Genomic DNA, 18,330 nt, shown 5'->3' with positions numbered 1-18,330 from the left:
GGCCCGGAACGGGATCCGGCCCGAGCGCAGCTCGCACTGGACCCTCAGGGGGTGGGCTCTCTCCTCGGTCGGGCAGGCGAAGCCCGATCAGGGTTCTGCCGGGAGGTCAAGCGGCGCGATGCAAGATCGAGCATGAGCGGAAGCCACCGCCGCTTGACCTCCCGGCAGGTTCCTGATTGCCTCCGGGGACCGGCCGAGGAGAGAGCACGCCCCCGGCACCTGACCACCCCGAACCCCAGCCCGCCCCGCCACGCCGGCACCAACGCAGCCCCGGCACTCTCTCTGAGGGAAGGGCCCGCGCCGGAGGCGAGATCTTGAAACCGCAGCCCGCCCCGCCCAACCGAAGGCCACTACGCCGCCCTATCAACTCGGCTGATCATCAGTTCGTAGTAGGGCGAGACCGATCAAGTCGTCGGGCTCGGCGTCCGGGACGCGGTCGTCGAAGGTGGCGAGCGGACTGCGTAGGGCGGTGGCGGTCCAGGCCGCGATGATGATTGCGAACGTGACGTACAGCAGCCCGATGCCGCGGCCCGGGCCGGTCCCGATCACCGCTCCCACGGTGGAGGCCAGCGCTCCGCCGGGCGCGAGCAGCGGTGCGGCGAGGCGCGAGCCCAGCGGCGCGACTACGCCGAAGCCCAGTGGGAGAGTGGACCAAGCGATCAGGGTATTGAGGGCGAAGACACGGCCGTGGAACCGCTGTGGCACCTTGACTTGGATGAGCGCGAAGTACACGCCGTTGAGCAGCGTCAGGCACATCGACATGCCGAACGCGCCGACGGCGATGACGAAGAGGTTCGGGCGGAGTCCGGTGAGTAGACAGAAGCCTGCAAGGGCCAGCGTCGCGATCAGGACCGCGCGCATCCGCTGGTGGCTCGGGCCGCCCCAGGCCGTCATCGCGAGGCCGCCGAGGAATACTCCGAGGCCGCCGGCGAAGGAGACCCGGGCCACGTCGCCGAGGCGTGCGAAGGAGAGGACCAGCGGCGAGATCAGCAGGAACAGGGGGGAGAGGAAGACGTTGAGCACGGCGAAGAATCCGAGCATGCGGCGGAAGTCCCGGTTGCCCCAGGAGTACCGGAACCCGCCGGCGATCTCGGCCGCCAGCGACTCGTGCCTGCGCCACGCCATCGTCTTTGGGAACCGGACCAGCAGGACACTGACGATTGCGATGGCGTAGCTGGCGATGTCCAGAGCCAGGATTCCGGACAGGCCGATCGCCGCCATGACGCCGACGGCGACGAGGGGGACGAGCAAACTCGCAGTGCCCTGAGTCAGTTGGACGATTCCGTTGGCGTGCCCCAGATAGCGCTTGGGCACCAGCTGCGCGACGGCCGAGCCGTAGGCCAGGCGCTGGAAGGTGAGTGCGAGTGAGAGCACGGCGAGGAGCGGATAGATCTGCCACACCTGCAGATGCCCGGTCCATAGCAGCAGTCCGAACAGCAGCTGGGTCGCGGCTGCCGCGGCGTCGCCGGCGAGCATGACGCGGCGCCGGTCGAATCGGTCCACCACGGCTCCGGCCAGCGGTGCGACCACCATGCCCGGGACCAGGGCGACGACCGAGAACAGAGCGAAGTGCGCGAGGGAGTGGCTGGTCAGGTAGATCCAGAGCGGCACCGCGAACTCGGTCAGCGCCGATCCCGTCATCGAGACCAGCTGGCCAGCGGCCACGGCCAGGAACCTGCGCATGCTCGGCTGCGGACCGGGCGGCGAGACGGGGACCGGGCTGCGCGACGTCGCGTGCCACCACCAGGTCGGCCGGTCCTGTTCGTCGTCGCGGGGGAGCTCCGCTTCCATCTCGTCGCGGTGCACGGTCGTCACGATCCGCGCGAGTTCCGTTGCGCGGTACTTGAGGAAGAAGTGCCCTGCCTCGCGCAGCACCACGACCGACGAGCAATCAGTGAGCTGATGCCACTCGCGGTACCGCTCCTGGTAGTACTCGGTCGAAGGGTCCTGCTCTCCGGCCACGGTGACGATCCGGGCCTTGAGCCGGGCGTCGCCGGAGTCGAACAGGTCGGTGAAGTACTGCTCGGCGGCTTCGGAGTCCTGGCGCATGGTGCGCACGATCCGGATGGCCTGCTCGGGGTCGAGGTCGCCCATGCTGACACCCATAGAGGTCAGCCAGTTGATGTACCCGCGATCGCTGCGCAGGCGTTCCATCCGGGCGGCGCCGGCCAGAGCGGCCAACGGTCCGCGCCGGGGCTTGGCGAACGGGAAGATCGCCCCGATGTAGACCGCCTCGAGGGTGCGGCCCTCGGCCTCGAGCCGCCTGGCCACTTCGACGGCCAGCGCCGAACCCACACCGCAGTGCCCGTATACCGCGATCGGCCCGGACACCTTCTCCCGGATCTCGGCGACGCAGCGGCCCGCGAGCTCGTCGAACGGCAGTCGCTGCTCGTCGAGGCCGACGTCGTGCCCCGGGATGGCGAGCGCCCACAGCGCATGCGTTGTGGGAAGCGCGTCGGCCAGCGGCTGGTAGACCACCGCGCTGCCGCCGCCGTAGGGCACGCATACCAGCGTCAGTTCCGGCGTGGTCGAACGCGGTGGTGTGAGCTGGTGCAGAAGTCCTCGTGGCGCGCGGTCGGCGGCGGGCGTGTCAATGAGCCCTGCGATGCCTCGCACGGTCGGGTGCTTGAACAGATCCATCACGCTCACGCCGGCGCCGCCAGACTTGCGGAGCTTGGCGATGACGCGGGTCGCGGTGAGCGAGTGGCCGCCGAGATCGAAGAAGTCGTCGTCGACGCCGAGCTCTGCGATGCCGAGCACTTCCCGCCATATCTCGGCCACCAGCACTTCCGTCGCGGTGGACGGAGCGATCACCGGTGCCGCGGCGTCGCGGGCGAGCGTGAGCGCTGGTGCGGGCAGCGTTGCGCGGTCGAGTTTCCCGTTCGTCGACAGTGGAAGGGCGTCGAGTACGACACATGCCGTCGGCACCATGTAGTCGGGCAGGGTCCGGCGCAGTGCCGCGCGATCCGGCTCCGCGCCCACGACGTAGCCGACCAGGCGCTGATCACCGGGCTGATCCTCGCGCACGACCACGACCGCATCGGTGATGCCGGGTTGCGCGCGGAGTGCCGTCTCGATCTCGCCGAGCTCGATCCGCATGCCGCGCAGCTTGATCTGGTGATCGAGCCGGCCCAGGAACTCGATCGTCCCGTCCGGCCGCCAGCGCGCGCGGTCCCCGGTTCGGTACAGGCGGGCACCCGGCGGCCCGAACGGGTCCGGCACGAACCGCTCGGCGGTCAACCTCGGGCGGCCGAGGTAGCCGAGCGCCACCTGCGCACCGCCGATGTACAGCTCTCCGGGCACTGCGATGCCCGCGGAGCGCATCGCGTCGTCGAGCACGTAGAGCCGGGTGTTGGCGATCGGCGCGCCGATGGGTACCCGCGCCGCACCCGCCAGGTCCTGCGCGCGGCAGTGCCAAGCGGAGACGTCGATCGCGGCCTCCGTGGGGCCGTAGAGGTTGGCGAGGGAACTGCCCGGCTGTAGCCGGAGACACCGCGTCGCCAGATCCACGGGGAGCTCCTCGCCGGAGCAGATGATCCGGCTGAGCGTCGGGCACGGGGGTGCCTGCTCGTCGGCCAGGAACATCCCGAGCATGGTCGGCACGAAGTGTGCGGTCGTGATGCGTTCCGAGTTGATCAGGGTACGCATGTACTCGGCGTCCTTGTGGCCGCCCGGCTCGGCCAGGACGAGGCGTGCGCCGACGATCAGCGGCCAGAAGAACTCCCAGACCGATACGTCGAACCCGGCCGGCGTCTTCTGCAGCACGGCGTCGCTGTGGTCCAGCCCGAACTCGGCCTGCATCCAGCGCAGCCGGTTGACGACGCCGCGATGGGTGTTGGCCACGCCCTTGGGCTTGCCGGTGGAGCCGGAGGTGAAGATGACGTACGCGATGTCCTGGGCCGAGGGCGGGGTGACGGGGTCGGCGGTCTCGGCGGATTCGACGCGGTGCGGGAGGTCTTCGAGGGTGACGATCTGGGCCCCCGCTACATCGGGTATCGACTCGAGAGAGCGCTGGGCCAGCAGTACGCGCGCGGCGCAGTCCTCGGCCATCGACGCGAGTCGCTGCGCGGGGTAGTCCGGATCCAGCGGAAGGTATGCGGCTCCTGATTTGAGTACGCCGAGGAGCGCGACGACGAGTTCGAAAGACCGGTGTGCGCACACGGCGACGACGTCGCCGTGTCTGATGCCCCGACCGCGCAGCATTCCGGCGACCGCTTCCGCGCGGGCGTCGAGTTCGGCGTAGGTCAGGCTCTGGCCGGCGAAGGTGACCGCCGCGGCTTCGGGAGTGCGCGTGGCTTGGGCTTCGAAGAGTCCGTGCACGGTGGCGGTGGTGGTGTCGGGGAACGGCGTTGCCGTCTGGTTCCAGCCCTCCACCGTCAGCCGACGCTCCTCCTCGCCGGGAAGCCCAAGCGAGGACAGCGCGGAGGTCGGGTCGGCGGCTACGGCGCGTAAGACGTCAGCGAAACGGCGGGCGATGCGCTCGATGGTCTGCGCGTCGAACAGATCGGTGTTGTAGACGAACGAGGCGATGAGCCCGTCGGCGTCGTCTGCGGCGGCGTACAACTCGAGGTCGTAGCGGGTGGCCCAGGATCCGGGCGCGAACCCCTCGACCCGCAGCGTGTCCCCGGCCGCGTCGTCCGCCGACGGATCGGCGTAGTTGGCCATGGAGAACAAGGCCTGGAATATCGGCGAGCGGGAAAGGTCGCGCGGCACTTTGAGCTCGGCGACTAAGCGTTCGAAGGGCAGATCTTGATGGGTGTAGGCGTCGAGGGCGGTGTCACGTACCCGCAGCAGCAGTTCGGCGAATGTGGGGTCGCCGCCGAGGTCCGCACGCATTGCCAACACATTGACGAAGCATCCGATGAGGCCGTCGAGTTCCGGCAGGGCTCGCCCGGCCACCGGCGAGCCGACGGTGACGTCGTCGCGGCCCGAGGCCCGGCCGAGGACGAGGGCGAACGCGGCGAGCAGCGTCATGTAGAGCGTTGCGCCGTGGTCCCGGCTCACGCCCGAGAGCCCGACCGTCGTGACGGGATCGACGGTGAAGTCGAAGGCGGCACCGCGGTGCGTCTGCTCGGGCGGCCGCGGCCGGTCCGTAGGCAGCTCGAGCGGGCTGACCCCGGCGAGCTGCGACCGCCAGTACGGCAGGTCGGAGCCGGGCTCTAGCCCTCGCTGCCACGCGGCGAAGTCGTCATAGCGGACGGGCGGATCGGGTGGCGTGCGTCCGGCATGGCTGGCCACGATGTCGCGCCACAGGATGCTCATGGACCAGCCGTCGGCGGCGATGTGGTGGACGGCGAGAGCCAGGACGTGGTCGTCCTCGTCGAGCCGGATGAGCAGCGCGTGGGCGACCGGACCGGCGGCGAGGTCGAATCCGCGGCCCAGGAACTCGTCCACCTGTTGACGCGCGTCGTCCGGCCCGGCGGCCGTCGCGGTTTCCAGCGGGAACCGGGCGTCCTCGTCGATCGTGGCGAGCGGACGGCCCTCGTCGTCCTCGGTGAACCGGGTGCGTAGCGGCACGTGCCGGGCCGCGGCCGCGGTCAGAGCTGCCGCCAGCGCTTCCGCATCGACGGCGCCACGGATTCGGCGCACGAACGGAATCGTGTACGCCGTGCCTGCCGCCGTGTGGCGGTCGAGGAACCACAGCCGCTCCTGGGCGAACGACACCGGCACCGGACCGTCAGGCGAACGCGTGCCGATCGTGCGCTTCGCCGCGCGACGGGCGAGGCGTTGAGCAGCGAGCGCCTTGCGCGCCTGTGTCGCGGGCGTGCCGGGCGATATCTCGGTCATGAGGCTTCCCTGGGGTCGAGCAGCCGCATGACGTCCTCGTCATCGAGTGCTGCGATCTCGGCGTCGAGCAGTTCGTCGAGCGCTTCGGCGTATTCCGCCACGGTTCGCCGCTCGAAGAGCGTGCGCAGCGGGATGTCGATCTCGGTGGTGGCGCGTATGCGCGCGGTGGCTCTGGTCGCCAGCAGCGAGTGTCCGCCCAGGGTGAAGAAATCGTCGTGCGCGCCCACCCGGCGCTCCAGCAGCTCCGCCCACACCTCGGCGACCAGCTCCTCGGCCGGAGTCCTCGGCTCGGTGAACCCCGTGGCCGGCTGGCTTCCGGGCTGTGGCAGGGCTTTGCGATCGACCTTGCCGTTCACGGTCAACGGGATTTCTTCGATCCCGATCCACCGGTCCGGCACGAGATGCGGGGGCAGGATCCGAGCCGCGTGCTGACGCAGCGCGTCCGGGGCGGTCCGGGAGACGACGTAGGCCGTGAGCGTCTCGCCCGTGGCCACCACCACAGCTCCGCTCACCTCGGGATGAGTCAGCAAACAGGCTTCGACCTCGCCGGGTTCGACCCGGAATCCCCAGACCTTGACCTGGTCATCGATCCGGCCAAGGAACTCGAGACGCCCATCGCGACGCCACCGGACGCGATCGCCGGTGCGGTACGCACGCGAGCCGGGAGGGCCGAAGGGGTCTGCGATGAAGCGCGCGGCGGTGGCGTCCGGGTCGCCGAGATAGCCGCGGGCGACTCCGGCCCCTGCGACGACGAGCTCGCCGGGTGCGCCGAGGGGCGCGAGCGAGCCGGCCTGGTCGAGCACGTACACGGCGGTGGCGCTGATCGGGTGCCCGATCGGCGGGTTGTCTTCATCCCGGATGTCGTCCGCGGTCGCGATGATCGTGGTCTCGGTCGGGCCGTAGGTGTTGACCAGCCGGATCCGGTCGCCGAAGCGGGCACGCCAGCGGGCGACAGCCGCTCCGTGGACCTGCTCGCCGCCGAGGATCACCAGGCGTAGCGCGACCGGCCACCTGATCTGGTCGAGATCGTCGACCAACGCGTGCCAGTAGGCGGTCGGCAGGTCGAGCACGCTGACGCGTCGTCCCTCATCGGTGGCGAGGAACTCGGCCAGGCTGTGCGGCCCGCCCGGCAGCAGTGCGACCGTGGCGCCGGACGCCAGCGCTGGGAAGATCTCCTCGGCGTGGGTGTCGAAGCTGGACGACGCGAACTGCACGACGACGTCGCCGGGGCCAAGTTCGTAACCGCGGCGCATCCAGCGGACGCGCGCAGCCAAGTTGGCGTGGCTGACGACTACGCCCTTGGGCTGGCCGGTCGAGCCGGATGTGTAGATGAGGTACGCGTCGTCGTCGGGGCCGGTGATATGAGGCCCGGTCGCATCGTGTTCGTCGGCGTCGTCACAGCACAGGACGGTGAACGCGCCGGGCGGCAGAGCGCCGCGCGATCCGTTGTCAGTCAACACGATCTCGGCGCCGCTGTCCTCGAGAAGGCTGGCGAGGCGTTCGGCCGGGTAGCCACTGTCAAGGGGCAGATACGCGCAGCCGACGGCCCACACGGCCAGGATGGCGGCCACGCTGTCGACGGACCGTTCCAAGCACAGGCCGACGACGCCCTTCGCCCCGACTCCGTGACGCCGCAACAGAGTGGCGAGCTGCGCGACCCGATCGTCGAGCACTGATCGGGTCATGGTCGCCGCACCGCAGACCAGCGCGACCGACGATCCCGGCACTGCGGCCAGCATGTCCGGGACGAGCTCCGTGTCCTCGTCCGCAGGACCGTCAGCCCAGGTGAGCAACTGCGCGATCTCAGGCTCGGGACTCATCGGCAAGGTGTGGATCCGCTGGCTCGGATCCTCGATGATCGAGTCCAGCAGGAGTCGGAAGTGCCCGGCCAGAGCCGCGATCGTTGCTTCGTCGAAGAGCTCTGTGTCATAGCCGAAGAGAAGTGAGAGTCCTGTTCCGCTCTGCCAGGCTTCGAGTGTGAGGTCGAGCTTCGCCTGCCGGTACCCGCCGTCGAAGGGGGACATGTGCAGATCGGCGAAGAGATCGTCGCGCTGGGGCGTGTCCTGCGTGTGCAGGATCATCATGCTGCGAAACAGTGGTGCGCGCCGCGAATCCGCCACGAGGTGCTCGAAGGGAATGTCCTGGTGCTCGAACGCTTCGAGCACCGTCAGACGCGTGCGCTCAAGCAGTTCGGTGAAGCGCGGGTCGCCGGACAGATCGCCGCGTAGAACCAGGGTGTTGGCGAAGTAGCCGATGACCGACTCGAACTCGACGCGCTCCCGTCCCGCGATCGGGGACGCCACGATGAGGTCGTCCTGCCCGGTGTGCCTTGCCAGCAGCACCTGGTACGCGGCCAACAGGAGCATGTAGAGGGTGGCGCCTCGGCTGCGGGCCACCTCCAGCAGCCGGGCCAGCGGCTCCGGCGAGATGTCGAGCCCGTGGAACGCGCCCCGATGAGCGCTCGCCGCCGGGCGCGGCCGATCCGTCGGCAGTTCGAGGATCGGCGGATCGGCGAGTTTTTCCGACCAGTACGCGCGTTCGCCGTCGTCCGCCTGCTGCGCGCGCCACCACAGGACGTCCGGATGGCTGATCGCGGGCGCCGGCGGCGGGAGCGTGCCACAGCGCCGGGCGGTATAGCAGCCGGCCAGTTCGGAAAGCAGGATATTGAGAGAGGCGCCGTCCGCGATCGCGTGGTGCATCGTGACGCACACGACGTGATCGTCCTCGGCCAGCCTCAGCAGCCGGCATCGCACCGGCGGTTCCGCAGTCAGGTCGAAGGCCCGGTTGGTCTCAGCGGCCACCGCAGACAGGGCTTCGCATTCGGCCGTGCCGCCCAGTCCCGACAGATCGAGGAAGTCGATCCGGCTGTGCCCGGGTTCGGCGACCTCGAGTACGGGCTCTGCGTCTTTCTCGGGAAAGCTGCTGCGCAGGCTTTCGTGGCGGTGGACGACGTCGGACCACGCGTCTTCGAAAGCGGCTGGATCCAGCGGACCGGAGAGCCGCTTGACCAGGTACATGGTGTAGGACGCGTCCTGCGGATCAAGGCGCTGGAGGAACCACAGCCGTTGTTGTGCCGCCGAGACGGGCACGAAAGCCCCGGCCGGTCGAGGCCGCACCGGTGCCAGGCCGGGCGCGCTCGCCCGGCGTTCCGAGACGACGCGCGCGAAGGCCTCGATGGTCGGGGCGAGGAACAACTCCTTGACCGGTATCGCGCCGCCCACCGCCGAGCAGATCCGGGCTACGGCCTGCACAGCCGCCAGCGAGTGTCCGCCGAGAGCGAAGAAGTCGTCATCGATTTCCACCTCGCCGCAGCCGAGGACGTCGCGGAACGACGCGGCCACGATCGCCTGCTCAGCGGTCATGGGTGGCCTAGGCGCCCCCGGCGCGCTTGGGGTGCCGGCGCCCGCGACGGATCTGCGCGGCGTCGGGGCTGGCAGTGCCTTGCGATTTACTTTGCCGTTGGGAGTCAACGGAAGCGCGGGCAGCTGTACGTAGCGCGTGGGCACCATATAAGAGGGCAGTGATGCCGCTGCGTGCTCGCGTAGTCCGTCCACGGATCCGACCACGTAGGCGACGAGTACTTCGTTGTGCACCGCGACGGCCGTCTGCGTCGCGCCGGGGAAGGCGCCGAGGACCGCCTCCACCTCGCCGAGCTCGATGCGATGGCCGCGAAGTTTGATCTGGTCGTCCGTGCGGCCCACGTACTCCAGCCGTCCGTCGGGACGCCACCGCACCTGGTCGCCCGTCCGGTACGCGCGAGCGCCCGCCGGCCCGTACGGGTCGGGGACGAAGCGGTCGGCGGTCAGGCCGGGGCGGCCCAAGTAGCCGAGTGCCAGGCCCGCACCGCCGATCACCAGCTCCCCGACGACGCCGATCGGGAGGAGGCGTCCCTGCGGGTCGAGGACGTAGACGGACGTGTTCGCGATCGGAGAGCCGATCAGCGTCTCCCGCGGATCGAGTGGAACCTCCCACGCGGTCGACCAGATCGTCGTCTCGGTCGGGCCGTACATGTTCACCAGGCGGCGGGTCTGTGCGCGCAGCTCGGCGGCCAGGCGTGGGGGCAGCGCCTCACCGCCGACCAGAGCGGTGATCGCGCGCGCGTCGACGTCGCCGGCCAGCAGCATCCGCCAGCCCGAGGGTGTGGCCTGGAGGTGCGTGACGCCCGCGGACTCGACCAGCCTGGCGAGCGCCAGGCCGTCCCGGGCCGTCGCGCGGTCCGCGATCTCGACTCGCGCGCCCGCGACGAGGGGCAGGTAGAGCTCGAGGCCTGATATGTCGAAGGAGAGCGAGGTCAGCGCAAGCCAGACGTCGCCGGGCCCGGTGTCGATTAGGTCTGACATTCCCGCGAGGAAGTTCGCCAGCGAGTCGTGCGGTACGACCACGCCCTTCGGCGACCCGGTCGAGCCGGACGTGTAGATGACGTACGCCGGATCCCCCGGCTCCGGCACGCGCATGGCGTGAGGCACGTCGAAAGTAGGTTCTTCGGCGGCGTCCAGGATGACAGGGGTCGTCCATTCCGGAAGCAGATGTCTGAGCTCGCTGCTGGTGATCACCAGCTGTGCCTGTGAGTCTTCGAGGACGTAAGCGGTGCGGGCAGCCGGATAGTCGGGGTCGATCGGCAGGTAGGCCGCCCCCGAACCGAGCACGCCGAGGAGCGCCGTGGCCAACGCCGGTGAGCGATCGAGACACACCGCGACGATCGATCCGGGCCCTGCTCCCAGTTTCTCGAGCCGTGCCGCCAGGGCGCCCGCCGACGCAGCCAGCCGTGCGTACGTCAGCTGATCGGGGCCGCATCCGACGGCGAGATCGTCGGGCCGGACCCTCGCCTGCGCCGCGATCATGTCCACGACCGTCGCGGCCGGGACCGACCTGGTGGTGTCGTTCCAGGCGAGGACGGTTTCGCGCGCCTCGTCCGGATCGAGCAGCGGCGCCCGCGAGATCCGTATGGACGGGTCCTCGACGAGTCCGGCGAGAAGCGTCTGGAACGACCGGGCCAGGCGGGCGATCGTGTCCGCGTTGAAGAGATCGGTGGTGTAAGCGAATACCGCCTCCATGCCCTCCGGCCCGGACCACACGTCCAGGCTCAGGTCAGTCGTCGCGTGCCGGCGGCCCGGCGGGAAGAGCGAGGCGGCCAGGTCGGCGAAGCCGGTCGGCTCGCCGTAGCCCACCGCATGCGAATGCAGGGTGAGCGACGCCTGGAAGACCGGGGTCCTGCTCGGGTCGGGGGCGGTCGGCAGCGCCGCGACGATCCGCTCGAACGGCACGTCCTGGTGGGAGAGGGCTAGTAGAACGCTGCGCCGCGTGCGCGCGAGCAGGGCGGAGAAGGTCGGGTCATCGGCCAGATCGGCCCGGAGCGCGAGCGTGCCGGCGAAGAGCCCGACCACCGGTTCGAAGTCCGGGTGCAGCCGTCCGGCGGTGGCCGTGCCCACGACCAGGTCGCTTTGTCCGGACCACCGCGAGAGCAGGACCTGGTATGCCGACAGGAGAACGACGAAGGGCGTGCACCTAGAAGCGCGCGCGAGTTGATGAACGCTCTCGACGGTGTCCGGCTCGATCCAGACAAGTTGCTCGTCCCCGGCGGTTCCGCGAATCGGCGGGCGGGGACGGTCGGTGGGCAGGCTCAGCGGCTGGATGCCGTCAAGCGCGTGGACCGCGTGGTCGAGCTTGGCGGGGTCGAGTTCGCGCTCGTCCTCGAGGACGCAATGGTCGCCGTAGGTCGCTGCGAGTTCCGGCAGTTGCGCGATCTCGCCGGCGCACCGGGCCAGGTAACAGCGGCTCAACTCGGACATCAGGATATTGAGCGACCACACGTCGGCGAGGAGATGGTGCATGGCGATGCAGAGCACGTGCTCCCGCTCGCCCAGCCGGAGCAGCAGCGCGCGGATCGGTGGCTGCTTGGCGATGTCGAATGCGGTCGCGGTGCAGTCGTTGACCTGCCGCTGTGCTTCGGCTTCGCGCGCCTGTTCGGGCAAGCCGGAGAGGTCGACGAGTTCGAGCCCGGCCGCCGCGACCGCCTCGACCTCGCACAGCGGGACACCGTCCGCCTCGATGAACCGGGTGCGCAACGACGCGTGCCGCTGTTGAACGTCGGTGAACGCCGCGGCCAGCGACGCCGTGTCCAACTCACCGGACAGGCGCTTGCTCACGTACAGGTTGTGGGCGGTGTCCTCGGGATCGAAGTGGTGGAGGAACCACAGGCGGCGTTGGGCGTGGGAGAACGGGTGACGGCTCACCGCGCCCTGCCGATCGCCTCGACCACGCCGATGACCGTGGGGTCGTCCGCGAAGACCTCGAACGGGACCTCGATGCCGATCTCCTTGCGGATCCGGCCGGCGATCTGGGTGATCGTCAGCGAATGCCCGCCGAGGTCGTAGAGGTCGTCGTCGAGCGCAATCTCCTCGACGCGCAGCACGTCGCACCAGATGGCCAGAACCTGAGCGGTAAGACCGGAATCGGCTTCGCACGACGGCGCACCGAATGCGTCGTCGGCAGACTCGGCTGCATACGGCCCGCTCCCGGCGTGCCGGACGAGTTCGCGCACGGGCGCGTCGGGGTCGGCCGCCGCCTTCGCCAAAATCTCTGCCAAGTCAGCCGCGATCTCGGCAGCGGCGGCCTCATCGATCAGGTGCGCGTTGAAGTCGAGCCGGGCATCGAAGCCGTCGGGCCCGTCGACGACGTGGGCGTGCATGATCCCGCGCACCATGGCATTGGACATCGCCCACTCCACCTCGCAGCGCATGCCTTCGAACACCGGGTTCGGCCCTCGGCGCCGGTAGCTGAGCGAGACCGGGGCCAATGCCGCCCGCGGTCGCAAGCCCCCGACGGCGCGCGCGTACGGCACACTCCGGACCGGTCTGAGCTCGCGCAGCGTTGCGCGCAAGCCGAGTGCGAGATCGCGGAACCGCTCGGCGCGGTCGGCCGGGACCGGAATCTCGTTGACGTGGCAGCCGATCGCCTGGTCGTCGCCGGGTGCCCGGGTGGACATGTCCACCGCGATCGCGGCGTCCGGGTTTCCGTAGCCGAGCAGGAGCGCGTGCAGCGCGGCGAGTAAGACTTCGAACCTTGAGACTCCAATGGCGTCGGCGAACGCGAGGTAGGGTGCGAACGCCAGCGACCTGGCTGGAGCCGGGCGCAGGGGCAGCGCGAACGATCCGCCCGGCAGGGCCACCTCGTCGAGCGCGCCGCGTCGCGTCGACCAGAGCCGTGCGGCCGCGCGCTCCACGGTCACGTCCGCCGACGGACGTCCGTTCGCGTCGACAACTGCGCCCACAGCGTTGGCAGATCGGTAGAACGACGACAGGTCCGCGAGCAGCACGTCCTTGGACATGCCGTCGAAGACGACGTGGTGCGCGACGAAGAGCAGGGTGCTGCTATCCGACCCCAAGTGCGTCAGGAGCCTGAATCGAGCTGGCGGCCCTTGCTCGAGATCGAAGGGCTCTGCGATGTCGGCGGCCAGGTCGCCGCTGGAGGCGGTGAGTGTCGGGCGTCGGGTCGAAGGTAGCTGGACCACGGCGCCCTCGTGCTCGACGAAGCAGGTCCGCAGCGCCGGGTGGCGTTCGACTACCGCGTCGCAGGCCCGGGCCAGTGCATCGACGTCGAGCGGCCCGTCGAAGCGCACGGACAGCGGCAGGTGAAAGGCGCTGCCGGCGCCGCCGAGGCGCTCGGTCAGCCAGATGCCGCGTTGCGCGTCTGTGGCTGGGGTCATGGGGGAGTCGTCAGGCATCTGCCATCGCCTTTCGCGTCGTGGCGCTTTCCCGCAGAACGTTCTTGAGGACCTTCCCGGCGTCGTTGCGCGGGAGAGCGTCCATCGTCAGCAGCCGGGTCGGCTGCTCGTGCTCGGCGAGCCGTTCGCCGAGGAAGCTGCGCAGCGCCGACAACGACAGCGGCGCCCGCGTCACGGCCGCGACGGCGACACTCGATCCGAGCACGGGATGCGGCAGCGCGAACGCGGTCGCCTCGAGGACGTCGTCGTGTTCGAGCACTGCCGCCTCCACACGGAGGGTCGAGACCTTGAAAGCCCCGCATTTGACGACGTCCGAGATGCGGTCGACCAGGTAGAGATGGCCTTCGTCGTCGATGCGGCCCAGATCGCCCATCCGAACCCAGCCGTCGCGGAACGTGGTCTCGGCCGGATCGCCCTCGAGATAGCGCCGAGCGGCGTCCGACGCGCGCAGCCAGACCTCGCCGATCTCGCCCGGGGCGAGCCGATGGCCCGCGGCGTCGGCGATCTTCAAAGCGCATCCGGCGCCGGGTATGCCGATCGAGTCGGGACGCTCCGGGTCGAAGACCATCGCGGTGTGCGCGGGCGCGGCCTCGGTGGACGTGTAGTAGTTGACGATCGCGGCCTCGGGGAACGCCTCGGCCAGGCGCGCGGCGATCGGCGCGGGCAGCGGCGCCGCCGAGGATCCGATGAGCCGGAGGCTGGAGAGGTCGTGCGCCAGCGCGGCCGGCGATGCGAGCAGTTCCGTGGCCATGGCCGGCACGAGGAACACCGTGCCGACCCGGTGCTTCTCCACGAAGCGCGCGAAGCGTCTCGGCGTGAAGCGTGCCATACAGGCGACGGCCGGGGCCGCGGTGAGCGCGTGCAGGAGCATCATCTGGGCGGCGTTCGTGCCGATCGGGAAGGCGTGCAGCAGGATCCGGGAGTGGGCGAAGGCCCGGCGGCGTGGATCCAGAACCTGACCAAAGGTGAGGTTCTGATGCGTGGCTGCCACGCCCTTCGGCTCACCCGTGGTGCCGGAGGTGAACAGGATCTGGGCGACGTCGTCCGGCTCCGGCGGCAACTGCGCGCCGATCGGCCCGCCCGGCGGTTCGGCCAGGAGTGCGTCGAAATCGAGTACTGCGCCCGGCGGATCGAGAGCCGTCATTCCGTCCGCGCGGATTGTCTTCCACGCGCCGCAGCGCCGCGCCAGGTCCGAGATCTCCCGTGGCGGCAAGCGGGCCGAGATCGGGACGGCGACGCCTCCAGCGCTTTGGACTGCGCAGTAAGCGATCGCGAAGTCCGTCCAGCGGTCGGTGTCGAAGACGAGGCAGACCACGCCGGCCCGGCCGAGCCCCTCGGCGGTCAGCGCCCGAGCCGCCGCCGAGGAGCGCGAATGCCAGTCCTGATATGTCAGGCCTCTGCCGTCGTCGCCCATCAGGGCGACGCGGTCGGGATCGGCCGCGGCCCGGGCGGCGAGCAGCGCCGGCACCGTGGTGGGCATCGTCATCGCGTGCACCGTCGACCTCCAGCCTTCGCGTCCGTATGCACGAAGACTATGGGCCTAGACCATACCACTGGTCAAGTGTACGGTGTTTGCGATCTGCGGAGCCGGTGGGGCGAGCGGCGATCGAGCGGGAGGGCTTCGAGATGGCTGAGGTCGGCGACGAGCGGGAGGAGGTCGCGCATCGGCTCGCCGAACTGATCATCGAGGCCTGTGACGGCGAGATCGGGGCGCGGGACCTGTTCGGCGGACAGGAGCTGCGAGTGCTCGGCGTCACCTCGCTGGCCCGGCTCCGTCTGCTCGACATGCTCGAAGCCGAATACGACGTCGTCCTCGAACTCGACGACGTCGCCGGCCAAGGGGTCGGCCTCGACTCGATCGTGCAGAGGGTGCTGCGCCTCAGCACGCGCCGCGCGCCGGAGGCGAGACCGTGACGGCTCGCCGAGCGACCACAAAGGAGTAGCGGATGACCAGCGAGAACACGTTCATAGTCGTGGTCAATGACGAGGAGCAGTACTCGATCTGGCCCGACGACGGCCGGGAGATCCCGTCCGGGTGGCGGCCGGAGGGAATGTCGGGCAGCAAGGAGGCGTGCCTCGCCCGCATCGAGTCGGTATGGGCTGACATCAGGCCCCGCAGTCTGCGCGAACGGACGAGCCGATGACCGCTGCGCCGACCTCCGCCGACGGCGGGATCCGACCGCCCGCGAAGGCCTTCGCAGGGCCCTTCGACGCCCGCGGAGCTCGATGGCTTAGATCTGTCCTTTGGTCAGATCTCTGACGATCGGCCGATGTACGAGGTCGCGGCCGGAGGGCTTGACACGACGCCAGGGGAGCAGGATGCTCTGCGACACTCACCAAGAACTTACCTGTGGTCAGTTCTTGGAAAGTGCCATGCGCTACCCAGAACACGAGCAAGCGCGTCACCCACCCCTTTCACCCCCTCTCGCCAGAGGTGCCACTATGCGTCAGAAACAAGCCCGCCGGGCCCTTGTGCCGACCGGAGCAGCGCTCGCGCTGGCTGCGGGCGCGCTCGTCCCGACCGCCTTGTCGGCCAACGCCGCCACCCCGTCCCTGACGGTGCTGTACAAGACCAGCACGTCCACCGTGAACTACGAGGTGGACCCCTGGTTCGAGGTGGTCAACAACACCGGCTCGGCCATCGCCTACAGCACCATCACGATCGACTACTACTTCTCCGACCCGACCAACGAGACCTACAACTTCGGCTGCGCGTGGGCCGTGGCCGGCTGCGCCAACCTGACCGGCACCGTGCACACGCTGGCCAACCCCACCGCCAACGCCGACCACTACCTGCAGATCAGCTTCAGCGGCTCGGCCGGCAACCTCGCCGCCGGCGCCAACAGCGGCGACATGCAGCTGCGCATGTGGCGCGCCGACTGGGCGAACATCAACCAGGCGAACGACTACTCGTACAACGGCGCGGACACCTCGTACACGGCGTCGAGCAAGATCACCGCGTTCCAGAACGGCTCCCTGGTCTGGGGCTCCACCCCCAACGGCAGCACGCCCAACCCCTCGGCCAGCGCGAGCGCCAGCGCCAGCGCGTCGGCGAGCCCGACCGGTGGCGGCGGCACGAACCCGCCGCCCAGCGGCGTCATGTTCGACGACTTCAACTACTCCAGCTCGAGCGACCCGAACCTGACCGCCCACGACTGGACCGTGCGCACCTCCTCCGGCGGCCCCGGCGTGTCCGGTGCCACCTGGTCCGCGAACGCGGTCACCTTCCCGGCCTCGACCGCGGCCGGCGGCACGCACGTGATGAACCTCGCCGCCAGCACCGACGGCACCCCCGGCAACACGGTCCAGGCCGAGATCGACACCACCAACCGGAAGTTCCTCGCGGGCACCTACGCCGCCCGGGTCTTCTTCAACGACGCGCCGTCCACCGGCCCCAACGGCGACTGCGTCAACGAGACCTTCTACTCGATCAGCCCGGACGACAGCCTCTACAGCGAGGACGACTTCGAGTACCTGCCCAACGGCGGCTGGGGCGGCCCGCCGCACTCGATGTACACCACCAGCTGGTACAGCGCCGACGCGCTGGACCGCGTCACCAATGACGACCAGACCAGCCTGCAGGGCTGGCACACCCTCGTCGAGACCGTGCTCAACGGCACCGTCACCTACTACATCGACGGCACCCAGGTCTTCTCCAGCTCGGGCAAGTACTACCCGCGCGAGGACATGACCATCGACTTCAACGAGTGGTTCATCGACGGCGAACTCGCCGGCAGCTCCACCCCGCGCACCTGGAACGAGCAGGTCGGCTGGGTCTACTACGCGAACGGCCAGGCCCTGAGCCCGACGCAGGTGCAGACCAACGTCAGTGCCCTGCAGTCGGCCGGGACCAGCTTCACCGACACCGTGCCCTCATCCTGAGCGGACACGGCTGACAGGTGGGCCCCGCCGGGCTGGAGACAGCTCGGCGGGGCACCGCCCGTGCCCGGCATGTCAGGGGGAAGAAGATGACCATGGAGGCCACGCTCGAGGGCGTACGCGAGCGCCTGTATCTCAAGGTGAAAGGCCAGATCGTGGAGAGGATCGAGCAGCTGCGGCCCGGTGTGCTGATCCCCCCGGAGCGCGATCTCGCGGTGGCGTACGAGACCTCGCGTACAACCGTTCGCAAGGCGGTCGCCGAACTCGTCACCGAGGGCCGACTGGTGCGACGCCAGGGGTCGGGCACGTACGTGGCCGAGCCGAAGCTGGCCTGGCCGCTGTCGGTCTCGGATTTCAACGGCCACGCCGAGGCCGAGACCGAGGGTCTGCGCACCTGCACGATCCTGCTCGGGACCGAGCGAATCGCGGCCGGCGAAGAACTCGCCGACCGCCTCGGCATGCGGCCGGGCGCTGAGATCCTGTCCATGCAGCTGCTGCGTTCCGTCAACGACGCCCCGATGGCGCTGGAGTGCGTGCACGTGGTCGGCCGGCGCTACTGCGGGCTTGAGGCCGAGATCGCCGCGAGTGAGTTCGTGTACGAAGTGTTGCGCAAAAGGATCAGCGACCGCGTCGCCCGCGCCGTGGAGACGATCGAGACAGTGCCGGCCGCCCCGAGCCAGGCAGCGTTGCTCGGCACGGAGATCGGCACGCCGATGCTGCTGGTCACCCAGCACGGCCACACCGCGCAGGGCGAGCCGGTCGAGTGGGTGCAGACCTGGTACCGCGGCGACCGATACTCGTTCGTCGCCCACATCACGAAGCCGCAGGCGCACGCGGGCCGGCACTTGATGCCGACCTGACAATATGACCAGGCCTGACCATGTCTCGGCCATGGCCCGCGCCTGACTCGCCCCCACTCGGTCTGTTGCCGCAAGGGCGCG

8 protein-coding genes are annotated in these 18,330 nt (G+C 69.7%); 4 read left to right on the top strand and 4 right to left on the bottom strand.

The features are described from left to right. Positions 1-363: 363 nt before the first annotated feature. The 4 genes from ACTRO_RS14885 to ACTRO_RS14870 are packed head-to-tail and all read right to left on the bottom strand — an operon-like array spanning position 364 to position 14,996. Positions 364-5,787 carry a non-ribosomal peptide synthetase/MFS transporter gene (locus tag ACTRO_RS14885; protein ID WP_034263650.1) on the bottom strand — a complete coding sequence of 1,808 codons (5,424 nt, stop codon included), beginning with the start codon at positions 5,785-5,787 and terminating at the stop codon, positions 364-366. Further along, a complete protein-coding gene (locus ACTRO_RS14880) occupies positions 5,784-12,020 on the bottom strand; it encodes a non-ribosomal peptide synthetase (protein WP_034263648.1) in 6,237 nt (2,078 codons plus the stop codon). Before ACTRO_RS14880 ends, ACTRO_RS14885 begins: the two co-directional genes overlap by 4 nt. Continuing rightward, entirely contained in the window at positions 12,017-13,492 is a 1,476-nt protein-coding gene (locus ACTRO_RS14875; RefSeq protein WP_034263647.1) for a condensation domain-containing protein, read from the bottom strand. Before ACTRO_RS14875 ends, ACTRO_RS14880 begins: the two co-directional genes overlap by 4 nt. 10 nt (positions 13,493-13,502) lie before the next feature. Beyond that, positions 13,503-14,996, bottom strand: a complete 1,494-nt coding sequence (locus tag ACTRO_RS14870) for a class I adenylate-forming enzyme family protein (RefSeq protein ID WP_034263645.1) — start codon at positions 14,994-14,996, stop codon at positions 13,503-13,505. Between the two features lie 140 nt (positions 14,997-15,136). Between ACTRO_RS14870 and ACTRO_RS43330 the strand changes: the two genes are divergently transcribed. The 4 genes from ACTRO_RS43330 (at position 15,137) to ACTRO_RS14850 (ending at position 18,249) form a co-directional block, all read left to right on the top strand. Continuing rightward, on the top strand, positions 15,137-15,424 hold the full coding sequence (locus tag ACTRO_RS43330; RefSeq protein ID WP_063628245.1) for a hypothetical protein: 288 nt from the start codon (positions 15,137-15,139) through the stop codon (positions 15,422-15,424). Positions 15,425-15,456: 32 nt separating this feature from the next. Next, positions 15,457-15,654, top strand: coding sequence for an MbtH family protein (locus tag ACTRO_RS14860; RefSeq protein WP_034263644.1), 198 nt, complete (start codon positions 15,457-15,459; stop codon positions 15,652-15,654). A 298-nt stretch (positions 15,655-15,952) separates the two neighbouring features. Continuing rightward, positions 15,953-17,392 carry a cellulose binding domain-containing protein gene (locus tag ACTRO_RS14855; protein ID WP_034263643.1) on the top strand — a complete coding sequence of 480 codons (1,440 nt, stop codon included), beginning with the start codon at positions 15,953-15,955 and terminating at the stop codon, positions 17,390-17,392. A gap of 86 nt (positions 17,393-17,478) precedes the next feature. Beyond that, the gene (locus tag ACTRO_RS14850; protein ID WP_051450856.1) at positions 17,479-18,249 is read left to right on the top strand and encodes a GntR family transcriptional regulator; all 771 of its coding nucleotides are present in this window, start codon (positions 17,479-17,481) and stop codon (positions 18,247-18,249) included. Positions 18,250-18,330 lie beyond the last annotated feature (81 nt).

It is taken from the genome of Actinospica robiniae DSM 44927, assembly GCF_000504285.1.
In the GTDB taxonomy this organism is placed as follows: domain Bacteria; phylum Actinomycetota; class Actinomycetes; order Streptomycetales; family Catenulisporaceae; genus Actinospica; species Actinospica robiniae.
Note: the sequence above shows the minus strand (reverse complement) of the source record. Positions and strands in the feature narration are given on the sequence as shown.

Bases quoted from the DNA above. Each gene is read 5' to 3' on its own strand.
- ACTRO_RS14860 (WP_034263644.1), top strand. From the start codon at position 15,457: ATGACCAGCGAGAACACGTTCATAGTCGTGGTCAATGACGAGGAGCAG.
- ACTRO_RS14850 (WP_051450856.1), top strand. From the start codon at position 17,479: ATGACCATGGAGGCCACGCTCGAGGGCGTACGCGAGCGCCTGTATCTC.
- ACTRO_RS14875 (WP_034263647.1), bottom strand. From the start codon at position 13,492: ATGACCCCAGCCACAGACGCGCAACGCGGCATCTGGCTGACCGAGCGC.
- ACTRO_RS14855 (WP_034263643.1), top strand. From the start codon at position 15,953: ATGCGTCAGAAACAAGCCCGCCGGGCCCTTGTGCCGACCGGAGCAGCG.
- ACTRO_RS14885 (WP_034263650.1), bottom strand. From the start codon at position 5,787: ATGACCGAGATATCGCCCGGCACGCCCGCGACACAGGCGCGCAAGGCG.
- ACTRO_RS43330 (WP_063628245.1), top strand. From the start codon at position 15,137: ATGGCTGAGGTCGGCGACGAGCGGGAGGAGGTCGCGCATCGGCTCGCC.
- ACTRO_RS14870 (WP_034263645.1), bottom strand. From the start codon at position 14,996: ATGACGATGCCCACCACGGTGCCGGCGCTGCTCGCCGCCCGGGCCGCG.